The organism is Bradyrhizobium sp. Arg237L (genome assembly GCF_029990105.1).
Classification (GTDB): Bacteria; Pseudomonadota; Alphaproteobacteria; order Rhizobiales; family Xanthobacteraceae; genus Bradyrhizobium.
The window spans coordinates 1-16,590 of sequence record NZ_JAQMIL010000074.1; the positions used below are offsets into that span (position 1 = coordinate 1).

A 16,590-nucleotide genomic window follows, 5' to 3' on the forward strand; every position below is an offset into this window, starting at 1 on the left:
TCCGATGGTTCGAGTGTGGAAACCCAAACCTACCGGAAAGGGCGCGCTCACCGCCCCATGGAATCTACAATCCTACTTATTCAATCGCTTCCAGAACACCGCCGTGTCGCAGAGCCGGCCGTCGGGAAACAGCGCGTAGTTCGGGATGATCCCGCTCTCGGTCCAGCCGGCGCGCTTGTAGAGACGATAGCCGTTTTCGCCCGGCACGGTATCGAGCACGAGCAACCAGCGGCCGCGTCTGATGGCTTCGACTTCGATCTGCGCCATCAGCGCTGCGCCGATGCCGCGCCCGCGCGCGGAACGGTGGACCAGCATCTTTTTCAGGTCGGCGCGGTGCGGCTGGTTGGGCGGCGTGTCGAGTCCCAACTGGACCGTGCCGACGATCCTGCCATCGAGCTTTGCTGCAAGCAGCACAGTGTCGCCTGACGCGACTGCGCCAGCGACTTCACGAAAGTACGCAAGCCCATCGGCCTGCGAAAACGGCGCCATGAAGCTGACGCTGGCGCCGCCCTCGACGCAATCGACGAGGACCGATGCGAGCTGCTCGAGGGCTGCGTCCGGTACGGGCGCGTCGAGAACGGATATCTCGACGCTGCCGCTCACGCCGCCAGGTCGAGTTTCGAGGCGACGGTGGAATCGGCGTTGAGGCGGTAGATGATAGGTGCGCCGGTCGCCAGCTCGCGCTTCAGGATCTGCTCGGGCGACAGTTTCTCCAGCACCATGATCAGCGCGCGCAGCGAATTGCCGTGGGCGGCGACCAGCGTTCGTTCGCCGCGCAGCACGCAGGGCAGGATCTCCTGCACGTAATATGGCAGCGTGCGCGCCAGCGTATCCTTCAGGCTTTCACCGCCGGGCGGCGAGACGTCGTAGGAGCGGCGCCAGATCAGGACCTGCTCCTCGCCCCACTTCTTGCGGGCGTCGTCCTTGTTGAGACCGGAGAGATCGCCGTAGTCGCGTTCATTGAGCGCGAGGTTCTTTAGCGTCTTCAATCCGGTCTGGCCGATTTCGGCGAGCGCCAGATCGAGCGTATGCTGCGCGCGCTTCAGCACCGACGTAAAGGCGATGTCGAACGACAGTCCTTGCGCCTTCAACTTGCGGCCGGCCTCTTTCGCTTCGGCAATGCCCTGCTCGGTGAGATCGGGGTCTTTCCAACCGGTGAAGAGATTCTTCAGATTCCATTCACTCTGGCCATGGCGCACCAGCACGAGAAGACGATCGCTCATTCCAAATTCCGTTCTTGTTTGAGCATGATCATTTCGGAAAACCGGTTCCCGCTTTTCCGGATCATGCGTTAGACGTCGGAGAGCCCCAGCACATCCATCATGGAGTATAGCCCGGGCTCCTTGCCATGTGCCCATAGCGCCGCCTTGATCGCGCCATGCGCGAAGATCATGCGGTCCTCGGCAAGATGCGACAGCGTGATGCGCTCATGCGGTCCGGCGAAGATCACGCTGTGGTCGCCGGGCACCGTGCCGCCGCGCAGCGAGGCAAAGCCGATATCGCCGGCACGGCGCGCACCAGTGTGGCCATCGCGGCCACGGGCCGAGTGCCTGTCGAGCGCAATGCCACGGCCAGCCGCGGCAGCCTCGCCAAGCAGGAGTGCGGTGCCGGAGGGTGCGTCGACCTTGGCCTTGTGGTGCATCTCGACGATCTCGATGTCGAAGGCATTGTCGAGCGATTTCGCGACCTGCTGAACGAGGGCCGCCAAGAGATTGACGCCGAGGCTCATATTGCCGGACTTCACCACCACGGCGCGATTGGTGACGCTTCGGATCACCGCGTCATCGGACGCCGACAGCCCGGTGGTGCCGATGACATGGACGAGGCCACGCTCGACTGCGATCGCGACATTGGCGATCGTCGCCGCCGGCACGGTGAAATCCAGGATGCCGTCGGCATTGGCCGAGAGCGACCAAAGATCAGCCGACAATTTGACGCCGTTGGCAGGCAGGCCCGCGAGCACGCCGGCGTCCTCCCCGAGAAGCTCGGAGCCGGGCGCTTCCAGCGCACCGGTCAGAACCGCGCCCGGGGTCTCCGAGATAGCGCGCGTCAAGGCGCGGCCCATCCGGCCGCCGGCCCCCGCAACGATCAAGCGCATATCGGCCATGGCTTATCCCTCTCCACGCCTATAGCGGGCGCAGCCCATTCCGGCAACCGAGTCTCTTGCGAGACGTTCCCATAGGCAAGCAAAAGCTGGAAACGAGCCGGGTAGAAGGATAGCCCAACCTGGCCCCGCCGGCGGGATCGCCCAGGCCGCCATCCCGCGTGCCCGCGTGGCTATAGGGCTAGTTCCAACTGCTTTTCCAAGACGACCTGGCCGTCGCGTTCGACAGTATAGGTCGCCTTGTAGGTGCCGTGGTCCCAGCCGTTCGGCGGGCGCTTTTTGCCCGCAAACAACATGTACTGCGCCTTGTTGCTCTGAAGCGGCGCGGTTCGATTTTCGGCAAGAACTTGTCCCTGCGGGTCCTTGATCACCAGCCCCTGGGTGTCTCCCGCTTTCAGCCCAATGGCACGGATGAAGGCAACAAGCGCGGGGGAATTGGCGGATACGGATTGCCCCTCCGCACTTGCCTCCTCAATGAGTTCCATGGTCGGCGGACCGCTCATGAAGCCGGCGTTCAGGACCGCTCGTTCCTGATACGCAAGCCGGGCGCGGAGCGCAGGCTGCCAAAGAGATTCGCCGCCACCGCATGAGCCGGGAACGGCACCATAGGCGAAGGGATCTACGATGGCTCCTTTGTACCTGACGGTGAAATGCAAATGAGGATATTCGGTCAGACCGGACAGACCGATGCGGCCGAGCCGCTGCCCGCGGGCGACGTCGTCGCCGGGCTTCACCGCCAGGCTGCCATTGGCCATATGGCAGTATTGGGTTTCCCAACCGCCGGGATGTTCGATGAGGACGCCGTTGCCGCACTCAACATCGCGCACGGCCTCGCGCGCCGTCTTGCCGAAAGCGCCATCGGGCGCGCCGTCGCGCATGCGAAGAACGCGGCCGCTTGCGGAAGCGAGCACGTCCACGCCGGATTTTTGCGCCGCGAGTGAGGGAATACGAAAGTCCGTCCCGTTATGTGCGTCGTAGGTGAGCGAGCCGCATTTATAATCGCGGCTCGACTGCGAAGGGTCGTCATCAACATAGTTCTGGATGTAGCAGGTCTGGCCAATCTCGCAGCCGACGGGCATTGCGAGCTCGATGTTCTCCGCCCGCGCGGAGCCGGCAAAGCCGACTGCCGCCGCAATCACTGCGACGGACCGCATGAATCCGTGGGAGATGATAAATGGCCTCGGTATCATCTGGCGGAAGCCTATCAGCTATCCAGCGGAGGAACTTTCCCGACCAACATTCGGACAAAGCGTGGCTCGCCATCCTCTCGCGCAGAATGCTCGCTCAGGATTGCGGCGCCTCGTAGCCTTCGATGATGATGAGATCGGCGATCGAATGCGGCTGCCGAACCTTGATGTTGGCCTGATATTCCGGCGAGCGATAGCAGGCTAGCGCTGTTTCGTAGTCGGGAAACTCGATCACGACGTTGCGGGAACGGCTCTGGCCTTCGACCGCAGTGAACTTGCCGCCGCGCACGACAAACTTGCCACCGAATTTCTGGAAGATGGCCGGGTTGGCCGCTATGTAGGGCTTGTATCCCTCCTCGTTGTGAACGTCGACGCGTCCGATCCAGTATCCCTTGGCCATCCCTTTTTCTCCCTTGTCGTTAGCCTAGCACCTGCGCAATCTCAGCCTGAATGATATCTGCGGCGGCTTTGGGGTCACTGGCCTCCAGGATCGGCCGCCCCACCACCAGATAGTCGGCGCCCGCGGCGATTGCACGTGACGGCGTCATGATGCGCTTCTGATCGCCGCTCGCGGAACCGGCCGGGCGGATGCCGGGCGTCACCAGCTTCATCTGGTGTCCGACGATCTTGCGCAACGAGGCCGCCTCCTCCGGCGAACTCACGAGCCCGTCGACGCCGAGCACCTGCGCCTGCTGCGCGCGCGCCTCGACGAGATCGGCAACGTTGAAGCGATAGCCTGCGGCGTGGAGATCATTGTCGTCATAGGACGTCAGCACCGTGACCGCGAGAATCCTGAGGTTCGATCCCGCGCGCGCCTCCACGGCCGCCTTCATGGTCTGCGGATAAGCGTGCACGGTGAGGAAGGTGGCGCCAAGTGTCGCGATGCTCTCGACGCCGCGCGCGACGGTGTTGCCGATGTCATGCAGCTTGAGATCGATGAAGACCTTCTTGCCGGCAGTTGCGAGCGCGCGCGCCAGCGGCAGGCCGCCGGCATAAGCGAGCTGATAGCCGATCTTGTAGAAGTTCACGCTGTCGCCGAGTTTGTCGATCATCGCTTCCGCCGCAGCGATGCTGGACAAATCGAGCGCCACGATCAGGCGGTCCTTCGGTGCGATATCGGCTGGCTGCATGTCACCTCACATCATGCGTTGGGAAAGGTCGATCAACTGCCGCGCCATGGCCTGCATCGCCTCGATATCGGCGGGATGCCTCAGGTGATCCATGTCGTCATAGGCATGTTCGGCAAATGACAGCGCGAGCTGGTTCGGGATCACGGTGGCCTGGCAGGCGGACAGGATGAGGCGCAGCGCCGCCAATGCGCGGCTGCCGCCGAGCCGGCCGCCGGAAGCGGCAGCGATGGCGAAGACACGATCGCGAAACACTTGGCCGCGAACCTCATGGGGATCCTGCACGCGGCTCACCCAATCGATGGTGTTCTTGACCAGCGGCGGCACCGAGGAATTATATTCCGGCGTCACGATCAGCACGCCATGATGCGCGCCGATCATGCGCTTGAGATTGATCGCGTTTTTCGGCACGCCGGATTTCGCCTGCAAGTCACCGTCATAGATCGGCAGCGGAAAATCGGCCAGCGAGATGCGGCTGACCTCGGCGCCCGCCTGCGCGAGCTCATGCGCCGCAACGGCCGCAAGCTTCGCGTTGAGCGAACCTGATCGCAGCGACCCCGGGATCACAAGTATTTTCAGCGCAGACATTATTTTTGAATCGCGTTCGGCAGACCCGCCGCGCGATGCGCAGCGAGCATTTTCGCAGAAAATGCTCTTAGCCAATAAATTGCGCGTATTCTATGCGCAAAACCGGCGTCCACTTTTGCGGAATACGCGCCTACCGCCCTTTGCGATACACCCAGACCCGGGCGGGCGGAAGGTTCATCCAGATCCGCTCGGAAGCTTCTGTGGACACGCCCGGCAGCGATTTCGGGATCGGCGGGACGACCGAATAGGTGAACTGGACGAAGGGAGCGCCCGGCGCCAGCGCCACGAAGGCATCGCGGATCAGCCTTAGGCGGGTGATCATCGGTTTGGTGACCAGAGGCAGGCCAGAAACCATCGCCGCGGCCGGTGCGGGCAACACATCCCAGAGCGAGTCCCGAAGCTTGTAGGCGTCGCCCTGCACCACTTTGGCCTGCGGATAGCGCTCGCGCAGCAGCGCGCAGAAGCTGGGATTGTATTCGACCAGTACGAGACGCTTCTGATCGACGCCATGTTCGATCAGCGCGTTGGTGATCGCACCGGTCCCGGGACCAAGTTCGACGACGGGACCTTCCGATCTGACATCGACATATTGCGCCATCGTGCGCGCCAGCAGCCGGCTCGACGGCATCACTGCGCCAACATGCAGCGGTTTTTCGATCCATGACCGGAGGAAGCGGACCTCGTCGTCGAGACGGGGCTTCTTCAACGGACGCACGGACGATTGCAGGGGCATGTCGCTACCAGGCGGGACCGCGCGAGCGGCTGTCAGAAAACAGTCATAAAGAGGTATAGGTCGAAACCGTTATGGTCAAGCAGATCGCCCACGCATCTGATCCGCCAAACTGTGACGGGGTTTGGCGATAACGCCATGCACCAATTTGGATTTCAGCGCCATGGCGCGCGCTGCCAGGACCACTTCTGCCAGCACGCTAGGTACCCGTCCGAGTGCCGAAGAAGTCCTTGACCTTGGAGAAGAAACCTACCGCCTCCGGTTGCGTCGCGCCGGAGGAGAGCTTTTCGAACTCCGTCAGCAATTCCTGTTGCTTCTTGGTCAGATTCTGGGGCGTTTCGACCACGACCTGGACATACATGTCGCCGGTCTGACGCGACCGCAGCACCGGCATGCCTTTTGATGCAATGCGGAATCGGCGGCCGGATTGCGTTCCGGCCGGTACCTTCACCTTGGTCTTGCCCTTGTCGATGGTCGGCACATCGAACTCGCCACCCAGGGCCGCGGTGACCATCGAGATCGGCACGCGGCAGTGCAGGTCGGCGCCATCGCGCTGGAAGAACGGGTGCTGGGTGAGCGACAGGAAGATATAGAGGTCGCCGGACGGGCCGCCGCGGACGCCGGCTTCGCCCTCGCCCGCGAGGCGAATGCGGGTGCCATCCTCGACGCCCTGGGGAATATTGACCGACAGCGTCCTCTCGCGCGTGACCCGACCGGAGCCGGAGCAAGACGGACAAGCGTCCTCGATCATCTGGCCGCGACCCTGGCAGCCGGGGCAGGTGCGCTCCAGCGTGAAGAAGCCCTGGGCCTGGCGGATGCGGCCGGCGCCGCCGCACATCGAGCAGGTCTTCGGCTTAGTGCCGGCCTTGGCGCCGGTGCCGGAGCAGGATTCGCAGGTGACGGAGACGGGAATTTCGATCTGCGCGGTCTTGCCGAGATACGCCTCCTCGAGCGTGATCTCCATGTTGTAGCGAAGATCGGCGCCGCGCTCGCGGCCGCCGCTGCGACGCTGCCCGGCCATGCCGAACAGGTCTTCGAAAATATCGGAGAAGGAAGAGGCAAAACCAGCGCCGAAGCCCGGACCGCCACCGCCCATGCCCTGCTCGAACGCGGCATGGCCGTAGCGGTCATAAGCGGCGCGCTTGTCGTTGTCCTTCAGGACCTCGTAGGCTTCGTTGATTTCCTTGAATCTGACCTCGCTCGTGGCATCGCCGGGATTACGGTCCGGATGCCATTTCATCGCGAGCTTGCGGAAAGCCGATTTCAGCTTGGTTTCGTCCGCGTTCCGCTCGACCTCGAGGGTCTCGTAATAGCAGCGCTTGGTAGACATCAGTCAAACCCGCCCGAATTCATCCTCATGCCGGACCATGCGTTCGGCAAGATGCAGTGTTCGGCTTAACGAAAAATGACCCCCATCCATGGAGACGCTTGGCGCGCTCTTGGCATGGGGGTCATCATCCTACGCCCGTGTCTTAAGCAGACTTTTTGTTCTTGTCGTCGTCGACCTCGGTGAACTCCGCGTCGACGACATCATCCTTCGCAGCGTCCTTGGCGGCATCGCTTTCGGCCTGCTGCTTGTACATGGCTTCGCCGAGCTTCATCGAAGCCTGCGCCAGCGCGTTGGTCTTGGCCTTGATCGCTTCGGCATCATTGCCCTTCAGCGCTTCCTTCAGGTCGCTGACGGCGTCCTCGATGGCGCGGCGCTCGGTCTCGGCGACCTTCGAGCCATGCTCGGCCAGCGCCTTCTCGGTGGAATGCACCAGCGCGTCCGCATGGTTCTTGGCGTCGACGGCCTCACGCCGCTTCTTGTCCTCGGCCGCGTTGGCCTCGGCGTCCTTGACCATCTTCTCGATGTCGGTTTCGGAGAGGCCGCCGGATGCCTGGATCCGGATCTGCTGCTCCTTGCCGGTCGCCTTGTCCTTGGCCGAGACGTTGACGATGCCGTTGGCGTCGATGTCGAAGGTCACCTCGATCTGCGGCATGCCGCGCGGGGCCGGCGGAATGCCCATCAGGTCGAACTGGCCGAGCATCTTGTTGTCGGCCGCCATTTCACGCTCACCCTGGAAGACGCGGATGGTGACCGCGTTCTGGTTATCCTCAGCGGTCGAGAACACCTGGCTCTTCTTGGTCGGGATCGTGGTGTTGCGGTCGATGATGCGGGTGAACACGCCACCCAGCGTCTCGATGCCGAGCGACAGCGGGGTCACGTCGAGCAGCAGGACGTCCTTAACGTCGCCCTGCAGCACGCCGGCCTGGATCGCAGCACCGATGGCGACGACTTCGTCCGGGTTGACGCCCTTGTGCGGCTCCTTGCCGAACAATTGCTTCACCACTTCCTGAACCTTCGGCATGCGAGTCATGCCTCCGACCAGCACCACCTCGCCAACTTCAGCGGCGGTGAGGCCGGCATCCTTCAGGGCCTTGCGGCAGGGCTCGATGGTCTTCTGGATGAGTTCGTCAACCAGCGCCTCGAACTTGGCGCGGGTCAGCTTCATCGTCAGATGCTTCGGCCCGGTCTGGTCGGCCGTAATGAAGGGCAGGTTGATCTCGGTCTGCGTCGTCGACGACAATTCGATCTTGGCCTTCTCAGCGGCTTCCTTCAGGCGCTGCAAGGCAAGCTTGTCGTTGCGCAGGTTGATGCCCTGCTCCTTCTGGAATTCGTCGGCGAGATAGCTGACGAGCCGCATGTCGAAGTCTTCGCCGCCGAGGAAGGTGTCGCCGTTGGTCGACTTCACCTCGAACACGCCGTCACCGATCTCGAGAATGGAGATATCGAAGGTGCCGCCGCCGAGGTCGTACACGGCGATCGTGCCGGACTTGGTTTTGTCGAGACCGTAAGCGAGCGCGGCCGCGGTCGGCTCGTTGATGATGCGCAGCACTTCAAGGCCCGCAATCTTGCCGGCGTCCTTGGTGGCCTGGCGTTGCGCGTCGTTGAAGTAGGCGGGAACCGTGATGACGGCCTGATCGACCTTCTGGCCGAGATGCGCTTCCGCGGTCTCCTTCATCTTCTGCAGGATGAAGGCGGAGACCTGGGAGGGCGAATAGGTCTTGCCGTCGGCCTCGACCCAGGCGTCGCCGTTCGATGCCTTGACGATCTTGTAGGGGACAAGCTTCTTGTCCTTCTCGACCATCGGGTCGTCATAGCGGCGGCCGATGAGGCGCTTCACCGCAAAGAATGTCCGTTCAGGATTGGTCACCGCCTGGCGCTTGGCCGGCTGACCGACGAGGCGCTCGCCATCATCGGTGAGGGCGACGATCGACGGCGTCGTCCGCATGCCCTCGGAATTCTCGATGACCTTCGCGTTCTTGCCATCCATTACAGCAACGCACGAATTCGTGGTGCCGAGGTCGATCCCTATGACCTTTCCCATGGTTCTGATTTCCTTCTCTTCTCTAAGGCAGGTTGGCTGGGCCCTGGCGGCGCACCGAACCGAACCCCCACACGTTCAAATGCTCGCGATATTGCGACGATGAGGCTCATATAGGAGGGGGGGTAAGGCCTGCAAGGACTGGACGCAACCTTGAGACCTGAAAAGACTGACGTTTGAAAGATTGTGTCAGCCCGGGCCGGGATCGGCTTGGGCCCGGCTTGGTCCTTGGGCCGACATTAACGAATGCGCAAGAAAGCTGCGACATTGCACCCTGCGCCATCAGGCGGCATGAAGCCGCCCGCCCCTGTCGTCGGGCCATCAAAACCGCTAAAAGCGGGCCAACTGAACGAGGCCCGACAGCTTGCGGCCCGCGCCGGCCGCCCATCGAACGGCTTCAATGCCAAACCCGGTAGATCCTTGACATGAACCCCATTCGCCTCCTCGCCGCGGTCGCCCTGTTCATTGCCGCCGCATTTCCCGCCTTTGCCGCGGACGTGGTCTTTCCGCCGGGCGCCCGGGTCGGGATGAAGCCGCTGGTGGGGCTCAATCGCGCGAAAACCTTCACCGGCTTCGAGACCGAGGACCAGGGTGTCAAGGTGCTGGTGACCGACCTGCCGGCGGAGGCCTATGGCGAGGTCGCCAATGCCTTCAAGGCGAACCCGGGCGGCGCCGGCGGGATCAAGCCGGAGAGCATCGAGACCGCGGCCGGCCTTGCCTATTACACGGTCGAGAATGCCAAGGATGGCGCCGGCGGCGTGCGGCGCTATTCGATGATCCTGCCCGGCCCGACCTTCTCCGGCTACATCGCCATGCAGGTCCCGGAGAATGCCGCCAGGATCTATACCGACGACGCCGTCCGCCAGATGTTTTCGACGGCAGCGATCCGGGATCAGGTTCCGGTCGACGAGCAGCTCGGGCTGATGCCGTTCAAGATAACCGAACTGGCGAACTTCAAGAACGTCCGCACGCTGGCGCCCGGCGCCGCGCTGATTGTCGCCGATGGCGACGAGAAGAGCGGGTTCGAGGTGGCGCCCTTCATGATCATCGGCATCATCGGCTCGACCGCGGCCTCTCCCGATGATCGCGGCCGTTTTGCCCAGCAGATCGCGACCACGATCCCCGGCGTGCGCGACGGACGGATCACGATGTCGGAGCCGATCCGCATCGATGGCCAGCCCGGCTACGAGACACGGATCGATGCGGTCAGCGGCAAGGACAACACGCCCGTTACCATCGTGCAGTGGCTGCGGTTCGGTGCGCAGACCTCGCTGCGCATCATCGGCTCCTCGCCGCGCGATCAATGGTCGACCGCATTCCCGCGCTTCCGCAGCGTGCGCGACGGAATTCAGCCGCGATAACATCGATCTCTGCCGGCCTCTGTCGAGGCCGGCATCAACGGCGTTGCATCAGCCGATGCGTTGAGCAGATTCAGTTTTGCTGTGCGGCCGAAGCCGGCGCGGTCTTTGCGCCACCCTTGGAGACACCGACGAGCGCCGGACGCAGCACGCGATCGCCGATCGTGTAGCCGGCCTGTACCACCTGCACCACCGTGCCTGAGGGCACGGAGGGATCGGGAACCTCGTACATCGCCTGCTGGAAGTTCGGATCGAACTTCTCGCCGGTAGGATCGAATTTCTTGACGCCGTTCTTCTCCAGCGTGGCGTGCAGCGAACGCTCGGTCAATTCGACGCCCTCGATCAGGGCCTTCAGCCCAGGGTCGGCGGCCGCCTTGGCCTCCGCCGGGACAGCATCGAGGGCACGCTGCAGATTGTCGGCGATGTCGAGGATGTCGCGGGCAAAGCCGGTGATGCCGTAGGCGCGCGCGTCCGCGATCTCGCGGCTGGTGCGCTTGCGCAGGTTTTCCATCTCGGCCAGCGTGCGCAGCGTCCGATCGCGCGCTTCGTTCAGCTCCTTGGTCAGGGCCTCCGCCGATCCCTGCTCGGGATCGTCGGGCATGACGTAGGGCTTCGAGACCACGGGCTCGCCGGTCTGCGCCGGGTTCTCGGCGTTGTCGTTCGGCCGGTTCGGATCGGTCATGGCTTGCCTTTTCGAAAAATCGCGTCTGGTCAACATGTAAGGGATTGGCTGGCCGGGATATCGTGCTTTGGGCAACGAAAATCAAGCGCAACCAGCCCGGTTTCGAGGATTCGAGCATGATCCGGAAAAGTGGAAACCGGTTTTCCCTCGCGACAAACGCGAAGCGTTTGCGCGGAGATCATGCTCAAACAAAGAGATGAGATCATGATCTAACCGCCCAGGATCCTACTGACGAGGCGCGCGGCATAGTCCACGGTCGGGATCACCCGCGCATAATTCAACCGGGTCGGCCCGATCACGCCGAGCACGCCCACGATACGGCCCGCGCCGTCGCTATAGGGCGCAACGATGGTCGAGGACCCCGACAGCGAGAACAATTTATTCTCCGACCCGATGAAGATCCGCACGCCATCGGCGCTTTCCGCGCGCCCCAGAAGGTCGATCACGCCGCGCTTGGTCTCGAGATCGTCGAACAGCGACTTGATGCGCTCGAGATCCTCGAGCGCATGCAAATCCTCCAAGAGATTGGCGTGCCCACGCACGATGAGATGCCGGTCTTCATTGTCGCCACCGGACCAGCTTGCGAGCCCTGCCGAGATCACTTTCTGCGTCAGTTGATCGAGGTCCGCACGACTTTGTGCCAGCGCGGTCTCGAGCTCAAGCCGCGCTTCGGCGAGCGTACGCCCGAGGATGCGCGCATTGAGGAAGTTGGTGGCCTCGATCAGCGCCGAGGATGGAACACCCGGCGGCAAGCCCAGCACCCGGTTCTCGACCTGCCCGTCTTCGCCGACCAACACCACCAACGCACGTTCCGGCTCGAGCCGCACGAACTCGATATGCTTCAGCCGCGCGTTGGACTTCGGCGTCAGCACCACGGCGGCGGCGCGGGTGAGGCCGGATAGCCGGATCAGAGCCTCGTCGAGCGCTGCCTCCACCGACTGCGCGCGGCCGACGGTAGCCAATTGGCTTTGGATCGATTGCCGTTCCGCCTCGGTGAGGTGGCCGACCTGCATCAGCGCATCGACGAAAAAGCGCAGGCCCAATTCGGTCGGCAGCCGGCCGGCGGAGGTATGCGGCGCGTAGATCAGGCCGAGCTGCTCGAGATCGGACATCACATTGCGCACCGAAGCCGGCGACAGCGGCAGCGCGATCAGGCGCGAGATGTTGCGCGAGCCGACCGGCTCGCCGGTCGCCAGATAACTTTCGACGATTTGACGGAAAATGTCGCGCGAACGCTCGTTGAGCTGGGCAAGCCCGGCGTGCGGCGTGATCAAACCGACCGGTTCGTGTTGAGCCACAATAACTCCAACTCCCTCACAACTGCCTCTAATTTGACCATCCACACGCCCGCTGACAAGCGTGCATTACCGCCCGGGAGCCGGCCAAAAAGCTTGCCGCTACGCCTGCCCGCTCCTACAAGCACCGCCAGCCATATCGCTTGAATTCCCGGAGGATTCCCATGCGGCCAAGCCGCCGTGCACCCGACGAACTGCGCCCCGTCTCACTGGAACGCGGCGTGGTCAAATATGCCGAGGGTTCCTGCATGGTGAAATTCGGCGACACCCATGTGCTGGTCACTGCGACCCTGGAAGACCGTCTGCCCCCGTGGCTGAAGGGCCAGGGCCGCGGCTGGGTGACCGCCGAATACGGCATGCTGCCCCGTGCGACGCTGGAACGTACCCGGCGCGAGGCCTCCGCCGGCAAGCAGGGCGGCCGCACCATCGAGATCCAGCGCCTGATCGGCCGCTCGCTCCGCGCCACGGTCGACCTGGAAGCGCTGGGCGAACGCCAGATCACTGTTGATTGCGACGTGTTGCAGGCCGACGGCGGCACGCGCACCGCCTCGATCACCGGCGCCTGGGTCGCGCTCGCCGACTGCATCAACTGGATGAAGGCCCGCAACATGCTGAAAACCAACGTGTTGCGCGACAACGTCGCGGCCATCTCCTGCGGCATCTATAACGGCACGCCGGTGCTCGACCTCGACTATGCCGAGGATTCGGAAGCCGAGACCGACGCCAATTTCGTGATGACCGGCGACGGCCGCATCATCGAGGTGCAGGGCACCGCGGAAAAGACGCCGTTCTCGCAGGACGAGTTCCTGGCCCTAATGGGGCTGGCGCGCAAGGGTGTGGCGCGGCTGGTCGACTTGCAGAAAATGGCGGTGTCGTAGTCAATAGGCCATGCACCGTCGAATCACTGGAAAGCTCGTGATCGCGACCCACAATCCCGGCAAGCTTGCCGAGATGCGCGAATTGCTGGCACCGCATGGCGTGGAGGCGATCTCGGCGGGCGATCTCGGTCTTGGCGAGCCCGAGGAGACCGGCGACAGTTTTCGCGCCAATGCCGCGATCAAGGCGATCGCCGCAGCCAAGGCCGCCGATCTTCCGGCATTTGCCGATGATTCCGGGCTGGCGGTCGATGCGCTGGACGGCGCCCCCGGCATCTATTCGGCGCGCTGGGCCGGCGAAAACAAGGATTTCACCGCCGCGATGACGCGGATCGAACGCCTGTTGCAGGAACGCGACGCGACCGCGCCCGACCGCCGAAGCGCGCATTTCGTCTCCGCGCTCTGCGTCGCCTGGCCGGACGGACATCTCGAAGAGGTCGAGGCGCGCGCCGATGGAACCTTGGTGTGGCCGCCGCGCGGCACCGCCGGTTTCGGCTACGACCCCATGTTCCTGCCGGATGGCCATACCCGCACCTTCGGCGAGATGACGAGCGTCGAGAAGCACGGGCTGCCACCGCTCGGGCTCGGCCTGTCGCACCGGGCCCGCGCCTTCGTCAAATTGGCGGAGATATGCCTTGACTGACCGGGACCAGGCAGCCTTCGGCGTCTACGTGCACTGGCCGTTCTGCCTGTCGAAATGCCCGTATTGTGATTTCAACAGCCATGTCAGGCATACGCAGATCGATGAGGCGCGCTTTGCCCGCGCCTTCGCGCGCGAGATCGAGACGACTGCGGCGCGCGTCCCCGGCCGTGAAGTGTCTTCGATCTTCCTCGGCGGTGGGACGCCGTCATTGATGCAGCCGCAGACGGTCGGCGCGATCCTGGATGCGATCGGCAAATATTGGCGCGTCGCGTCCGATGTCGAGGTGACGCTGGAAGCCAACCCGACGAGCGTCGAAGCGACGAGGTTTCGCGGCTACCGTGCCGCCGGCGTCAACCGCGTGTCGCTCGGCGTGCAAGCGCTCGACGACGCTTCGCTGAAGGCGCTGGGGCGGCTGCACACCGCGCGCGAAGCGCTCGATGCGGTCGCCGTCGCGCGCCAGTCTTTCGATCGCTATTCCTTCGACCTGATCTACGCCCGGCCCGATCAGACCCCTGCGATGTGGGCCGACGAGCTGAGGCATGCGATCGCGGAAGCTGCCGAGCATCTCTCGCTCTATCAGCTCACGATCGAGGAAGGCACGCCATTCTTCGGCCTGCATGCCGCGGGCAAATTGCAGACGCCGGACGAGGCCGTCGCACGCGCGCTTTACGACGTGACGCAAGAAGTCTGTGTGCAAGCAGGCCTGCCGGCCTACGAGATTTCCAATCACGCCCGCCCCGGCGCGGAGTGCCGGCACAACCTCGTCTATTGGCGTGGCGACGAATATGCCGGCATCGGCCCGGGCGCGCATGGCCGCCTCGACATCAACGGCCGACGTCACGCCACCGCAACGGAGAAGCGGCCGGAAGCCTGGGTGATGCGGGTCGAAACCAATGGCAGCGGCGTCGTCACCGACGAGGTGCTCAACAGCGAAGAGCGCGCCGACGAATTCCTGCTGATGGGGCTCCGTCTCGCCGAAGGCATCGACCCCGAGCGCTATGCGTCGCTTTCCGGCCGCGTACTCGACCCGCGCCGCATCGCGTTGCTGCGCGAAGAGGGCGCTATCATCGTCGACACCGACGGACGGCTGCGCGTGACCAAGTCGGGTTTCCCCGTGCTGGATGCCGTGGTGGCGGATTTAGCCGCATAGTGACGTGCAGTTCGTAGCTCGGATGGAGCGCAGCGCAATCCGGGGTGTCTGCATTTAGAGCGTTTTCGAGCGAAGTGGACACCGGTTCGCGTGAAGAAAACGCGTCAAAATAAGAATCTAGAGCTTCGGTTCTGATTCGATCAGAACCAAAAATGCTCTAGCTCACGACAGAATCCCGGGTTGCGCTGCGCTTCACCCGGGCTACGGCTGCTTCTTCAGGCCCCGAAACTCTTCGGTGACCCCGCGACCGCTTGCGTGCCGCCGCTGGCGACTTTCATCACCGCAAGTCCGCGCTCGTTGGTGCCGTCGGCGCGGAAACGGAACAGGCCGTCAATACCGGCAAAGCCGGAGGGATTGGTCAGCGTTTCCTGCTGGAAGCGCTGAGCGCCTTGCGTTCGCGCCAGTGCGGCCACCAGCGCAACGGCATCATAGGCGAGCGTCGCGGTGCGCACGGGTTCGGAGCCGTATTTGCTGCGGTAACGACCGGCGAAGGCGCGGAAGCCGGACGGATCCGGCGCGGCAAACAGGCCGCCCTGCAGCGCCTGGCTTGCGAACACGCGCGGATTGTCCCACAGGCCTGTCCCCAAGAGCTGGATGTTGCGCAGATTGGCGCCGGCTGCGGTCAGCGCGTCTGCCGTCGCCACCACCGAATCACCGTCATCGGCGAGCAACAGCGCGTCGGCCTGCGCGAGCGACTGCGCCACTGTACGTGCCGGCGTGGCGCGATCGGCGCCGTATTTTTCGAATGCGACGACGCGGCCCTTGCGACCGGCCACCTGCTTGAACGCCGCCTCGACCACATTGCCATAGGCATTGTCGGGCACCAGCGCGGCAAAGGAGCGCTTTCCGATACTCGCGGAATATTCGACGATCCGGTTGATGTCGGACTCCGGCAGGAAACTCAGGAGATAGACGCCGCGTCCCGCCACGCTCGAATCCGTCGAGAACGCGATTACTGAGATACCGCGCCCGCGCGCCACCTGGGCGACGGCCGGCACCGACTGGGCGAACAGCGGGCCCAGGATGATCTCCGCGCCCTCGCCGATCGCCTGCTGCGCGCCCTGGGAGGCGCCTTGCGGACTGCCGCCGTCGTCCTTGATCAGGAGCTGGATATTCGGGTTCTGGAATTCCGCCAGCGCCAATTCGGCGGCGTTCTTCATCGACTGCCCGGCGAGGCCGGCATTGCCGGCCGCCGAGAGCGGCAGGATCAGCCCCACTTTGACCTGCCCGTTGCCGATCGCCTGCGGCTGCTGTTGCGGGCCGGCGGGCGCTTCCGGCTGCGACGGGCTCGACGGACTGGTAAACTGGCTAAGGGTCTGCTGCACCCCCGAGCAGGCGGCCAGCAAGGGAGCACCCAGCATCAGGCCAAGTGCTGTCCGGCGGGTCGCGGCGGAACCTTGCAGACCCGAGGATTTTGGTTTGCGACTATGCGGGCCCACCATCTCGTCTCTTCTCTTGACCAGCCGTGCTCGGGCCGGGATTC

17 protein-coding genes are annotated in these 16,590 nt (G+C 63.8%); 4 read left to right on the forward strand and 13 right to left on the reverse strand.

What is annotated here, in order from left to right; genetic code table 11:
• Window positions 1-72 precede the first annotated feature (72 nt).
• The 10 genes from OZ411_RS33735 to dnaK all read right to left on the reverse strand — a co-directional run bounded on the left by OZ411_RS33735 (window position 73) and on the right by dnaK (window position 9,107).
• Window positions 73-603 carry a GNAT family N-acetyltransferase gene (locus OZ411_RS33735; protein ID WP_282531399.1) on the reverse strand — a complete coding sequence of 177 codons (531 nt, stop codon included), beginning with the start codon at window positions 601-603 and terminating at the stop codon, window positions 73-75.
• The gene (locus OZ411_RS33740; protein ID WP_130578020.1) at window positions 600-1,223 is read right to left on the reverse strand and encodes a 2,3-bisphosphoglycerate-dependent phosphoglycerate mutase; all 624 of its coding nucleotides are present in this window, start codon (window positions 1,221-1,223) and stop codon (window positions 600-602) included. The genes OZ411_RS33735 and OZ411_RS33740 overlap by 4 nt, the downstream gene beginning before the upstream one ends.
• A gap of 68 nt (window positions 1,224-1,291) precedes the next feature.
• On the reverse strand, window positions 1,292-2,107 hold the full coding sequence (gene dapB, locus OZ411_RS33745; RefSeq protein WP_130578021.1) for a 4-hydroxy-tetrahydrodipicolinate reductase: 816 nt from the start codon (window positions 2,105-2,107) through the stop codon (window positions 1,292-1,294).
• A 170-nt stretch (window positions 2,108-2,277) separates the two neighbouring features.
• Complete coding sequence (locus OZ411_RS33750; protein ID WP_349017061.1) at window positions 2,278-3,183, reverse strand: M23 family metallopeptidase; 906 nt, start codon at window positions 3,181-3,183, stop codon at window positions 2,278-2,280.
• Between the two features lie 205 nt (window positions 3,184-3,388).
• The gene (locus OZ411_RS33755; RefSeq protein WP_130578023.1) at window positions 3,389-3,691 is read right to left on the reverse strand and encodes a DUF1330 domain-containing protein; all 303 of its coding nucleotides are present in this window, start codon (window positions 3,689-3,691) and stop codon (window positions 3,389-3,391) included.
• 19 nt (window positions 3,692-3,710) lie between these two features.
• Window positions 3,711-4,421 (reverse strand): orotidine-5'-phosphate decarboxylase, encoded by a 711-nt coding sequence (pyrF, locus tag OZ411_RS33760; RefSeq protein ID WP_282531401.1) that lies wholly within the window; start codon window positions 4,419-4,421, stop codon window positions 3,711-3,713.
• Between the two features lie 6 nt (window positions 4,422-4,427).
• On the reverse strand, window positions 4,428-5,006 hold the full coding sequence (locus OZ411_RS33765) for an NAD(P)H-dependent oxidoreductase (protein WP_130578025.1): 579 nt from the start codon (window positions 5,004-5,006) through the stop codon (window positions 4,428-4,430).
• A gap of 130 nt (window positions 5,007-5,136) precedes the next feature.
• Complete coding sequence (locus tag OZ411_RS33770; RefSeq protein ID WP_130578026.1) at window positions 5,137-5,739, reverse strand: rRNA adenine N-6-methyltransferase family protein; 603 nt, start codon at window positions 5,737-5,739, stop codon at window positions 5,137-5,139.
• A 196-nt stretch (window positions 5,740-5,935) separates the two neighbouring features.
• The gene (gene dnaJ, locus OZ411_RS33775) at window positions 5,936-7,066 is read right to left on the reverse strand and encodes a molecular chaperone DnaJ (protein ID WP_282531402.1); all 1,131 of its coding nucleotides are present in this window, start codon (window positions 7,064-7,066) and stop codon (window positions 5,936-5,938) included.
• 142 nt (window positions 7,067-7,208) lie between these two features.
• Window positions 7,209-9,107, reverse strand: coding sequence for a molecular chaperone DnaK (gene dnaK / locus OZ411_RS33780; RefSeq protein ID WP_130225528.1), 1,899 nt, complete (start codon window positions 9,105-9,107; stop codon window positions 7,209-7,211).
• A 422-nt stretch (window positions 9,108-9,529) separates the two neighbouring features.
• Between dnaK and OZ411_RS33785 the strand changes: the two genes are divergently transcribed.
• Window positions 9,530-10,465, forward strand: coding sequence for a hypothetical protein (locus OZ411_RS33785; RefSeq protein WP_130578028.1), 936 nt, complete (start codon window positions 9,530-9,532; stop codon window positions 10,463-10,465).
• Between the two features lie 70 nt (window positions 10,466-10,535).
• Here the strand turns inward: OZ411_RS33785 and grpE are convergent, their stop codons facing one another.
• Both grpE and hrcA read right to left on the reverse strand, forming a co-directional pair.
• A complete protein-coding gene (gene grpE, locus OZ411_RS33790) occupies window positions 10,536-11,144 on the reverse strand; it encodes a nucleotide exchange factor GrpE (RefSeq protein WP_028164802.1) in 609 nt (202 codons plus the stop codon).
• 209 nt (window positions 11,145-11,353) lie between these two features.
• A complete protein-coding gene (gene hrcA / locus OZ411_RS33795; protein ID WP_282531403.1) occupies window positions 11,354-12,442 on the reverse strand; it encodes a heat-inducible transcriptional repressor HrcA in 1,089 nt (362 codons plus the stop codon).
• Window positions 12,443-12,603: 161 nt separating this feature from the next.
• Between hrcA and rph the strand changes: the two genes are divergently transcribed.
• From rph to hemW, 3 genes are read left to right on the forward strand one after another with little or no spacing between them, the layout of a single operon-like run.
• Entirely contained in the window at window positions 12,604-13,317 is a 714-nt protein-coding gene (gene rph / locus OZ411_RS33800) for a ribonuclease PH (protein ID WP_130578030.1), read from the forward strand.
• A gap of 10 nt (window positions 13,318-13,327) precedes the next feature.
• Window positions 13,328-13,957, forward strand: coding sequence for an RdgB/HAM1 family non-canonical purine NTP pyrophosphatase (gene rdgB, locus OZ411_RS33805; protein WP_130578031.1), 630 nt, complete (start codon window positions 13,328-13,330; stop codon window positions 13,955-13,957).
• A complete protein-coding gene (gene hemW / locus OZ411_RS33810; protein WP_130578032.1) occupies window positions 13,950-15,107 on the forward strand; it encodes a radical SAM family heme chaperone HemW in 1,158 nt (385 codons plus the stop codon). Before rdgB ends, hemW begins: the two co-directional genes overlap by 8 nt.
• A gap of 215 nt (window positions 15,108-15,322) precedes the next feature.
• On the opposite strand, the gene OZ411_RS33815 is transcribed toward hemW, so the two are convergent.
• A complete protein-coding gene (locus tag OZ411_RS33815) occupies window positions 15,323-16,549 on the reverse strand; it encodes a penicillin-binding protein activator (protein ID WP_282531404.1) in 1,227 nt (408 codons plus the stop codon).
• Window positions 16,550-16,590: the final 41 nt, after the last annotated feature.

Bases quoted from the DNA above. Each gene is read 5' to 3' on its own strand.
- dapB (WP_130578021.1), bottom strand. From the start codon at position 2,107: ATGGCCGATATGCGCTTGATCGTTGCGGGGGCCGGCGGCCGGATGGGC.
- OZ411_RS33750 (WP_349017061.1), bottom strand. From the start codon at position 3,183: ATGCCCGTCGGCTGCGAGATTGGCCAGACCTGCTACATCCAGAACTAT.
- OZ411_RS33785 (WP_130578028.1), top strand. From the start codon at position 9,530: ATGAACCCCATTCGCCTCCTCGCCGCGGTCGCCCTGTTCATTGCCGCC.
- rph (WP_130578030.1), top strand. From the start codon at position 12,604: ATGCGGCCAAGCCGCCGTGCACCCGACGAACTGCGCCCCGTCTCACTG.
- OZ411_RS33770 (WP_130578026.1), bottom strand. From the start codon at position 5,739: ATGCCCCTGCAATCGTCCGTGCGTCCGTTGAAGAAGCCCCGTCTCGAC.
- OZ411_RS33740 (WP_130578020.1), bottom strand. From the start codon at position 1,223: ATGAGCGATCGTCTTCTCGTGCTGGTGCGCCATGGCCAGAGTGAATGG.
- OZ411_RS33755 (WP_130578023.1), bottom strand. From the start codon at position 3,691: ATGGCCAAGGGATACTGGATCGGACGCGTCGACGTTCACAACGAGGAG.
- rdgB (WP_130578031.1), top strand. From the start codon at position 13,328: ATGCACCGTCGAATCACTGGAAAGCTCGTGATCGCGACCCACAATCCC.
- grpE (WP_028164802.1), bottom strand. From the start codon at position 11,144: ATGACCGATCCGAACCGGCCGAACGACAACGCCGAGAACCCGGCGCAG.
- pyrF (WP_282531401.1), bottom strand. From the start codon at position 4,421: ATGCAGCCAGCCGATATCGCACCGAAGGACCGCCTGATCGTGGCGCTC.
- OZ411_RS33765 (WP_130578025.1), bottom strand. From the start codon at position 5,006: ATGTCTGCGCTGAAAATACTTGTGATCCCGGGGTCGCTGCGATCAGGT.
- OZ411_RS33815 (WP_282531404.1), bottom strand. From the start codon at position 16,549: ATGGTGGGCCCGCATAGTCGCAAACCAAAATCCTCGGGTCTGCAAGGT.
- dnaK (WP_130225528.1), bottom strand. From the start codon at position 9,107: ATGGGAAAGGTCATAGGGATCGACCTCGGCACCACGAATTCGTGCGTT.
- dnaJ (WP_282531402.1), bottom strand. From the start codon at position 7,066: ATGTCTACCAAGCGCTGCTATTACGAGACCCTCGAGGTCGAGCGGAAC.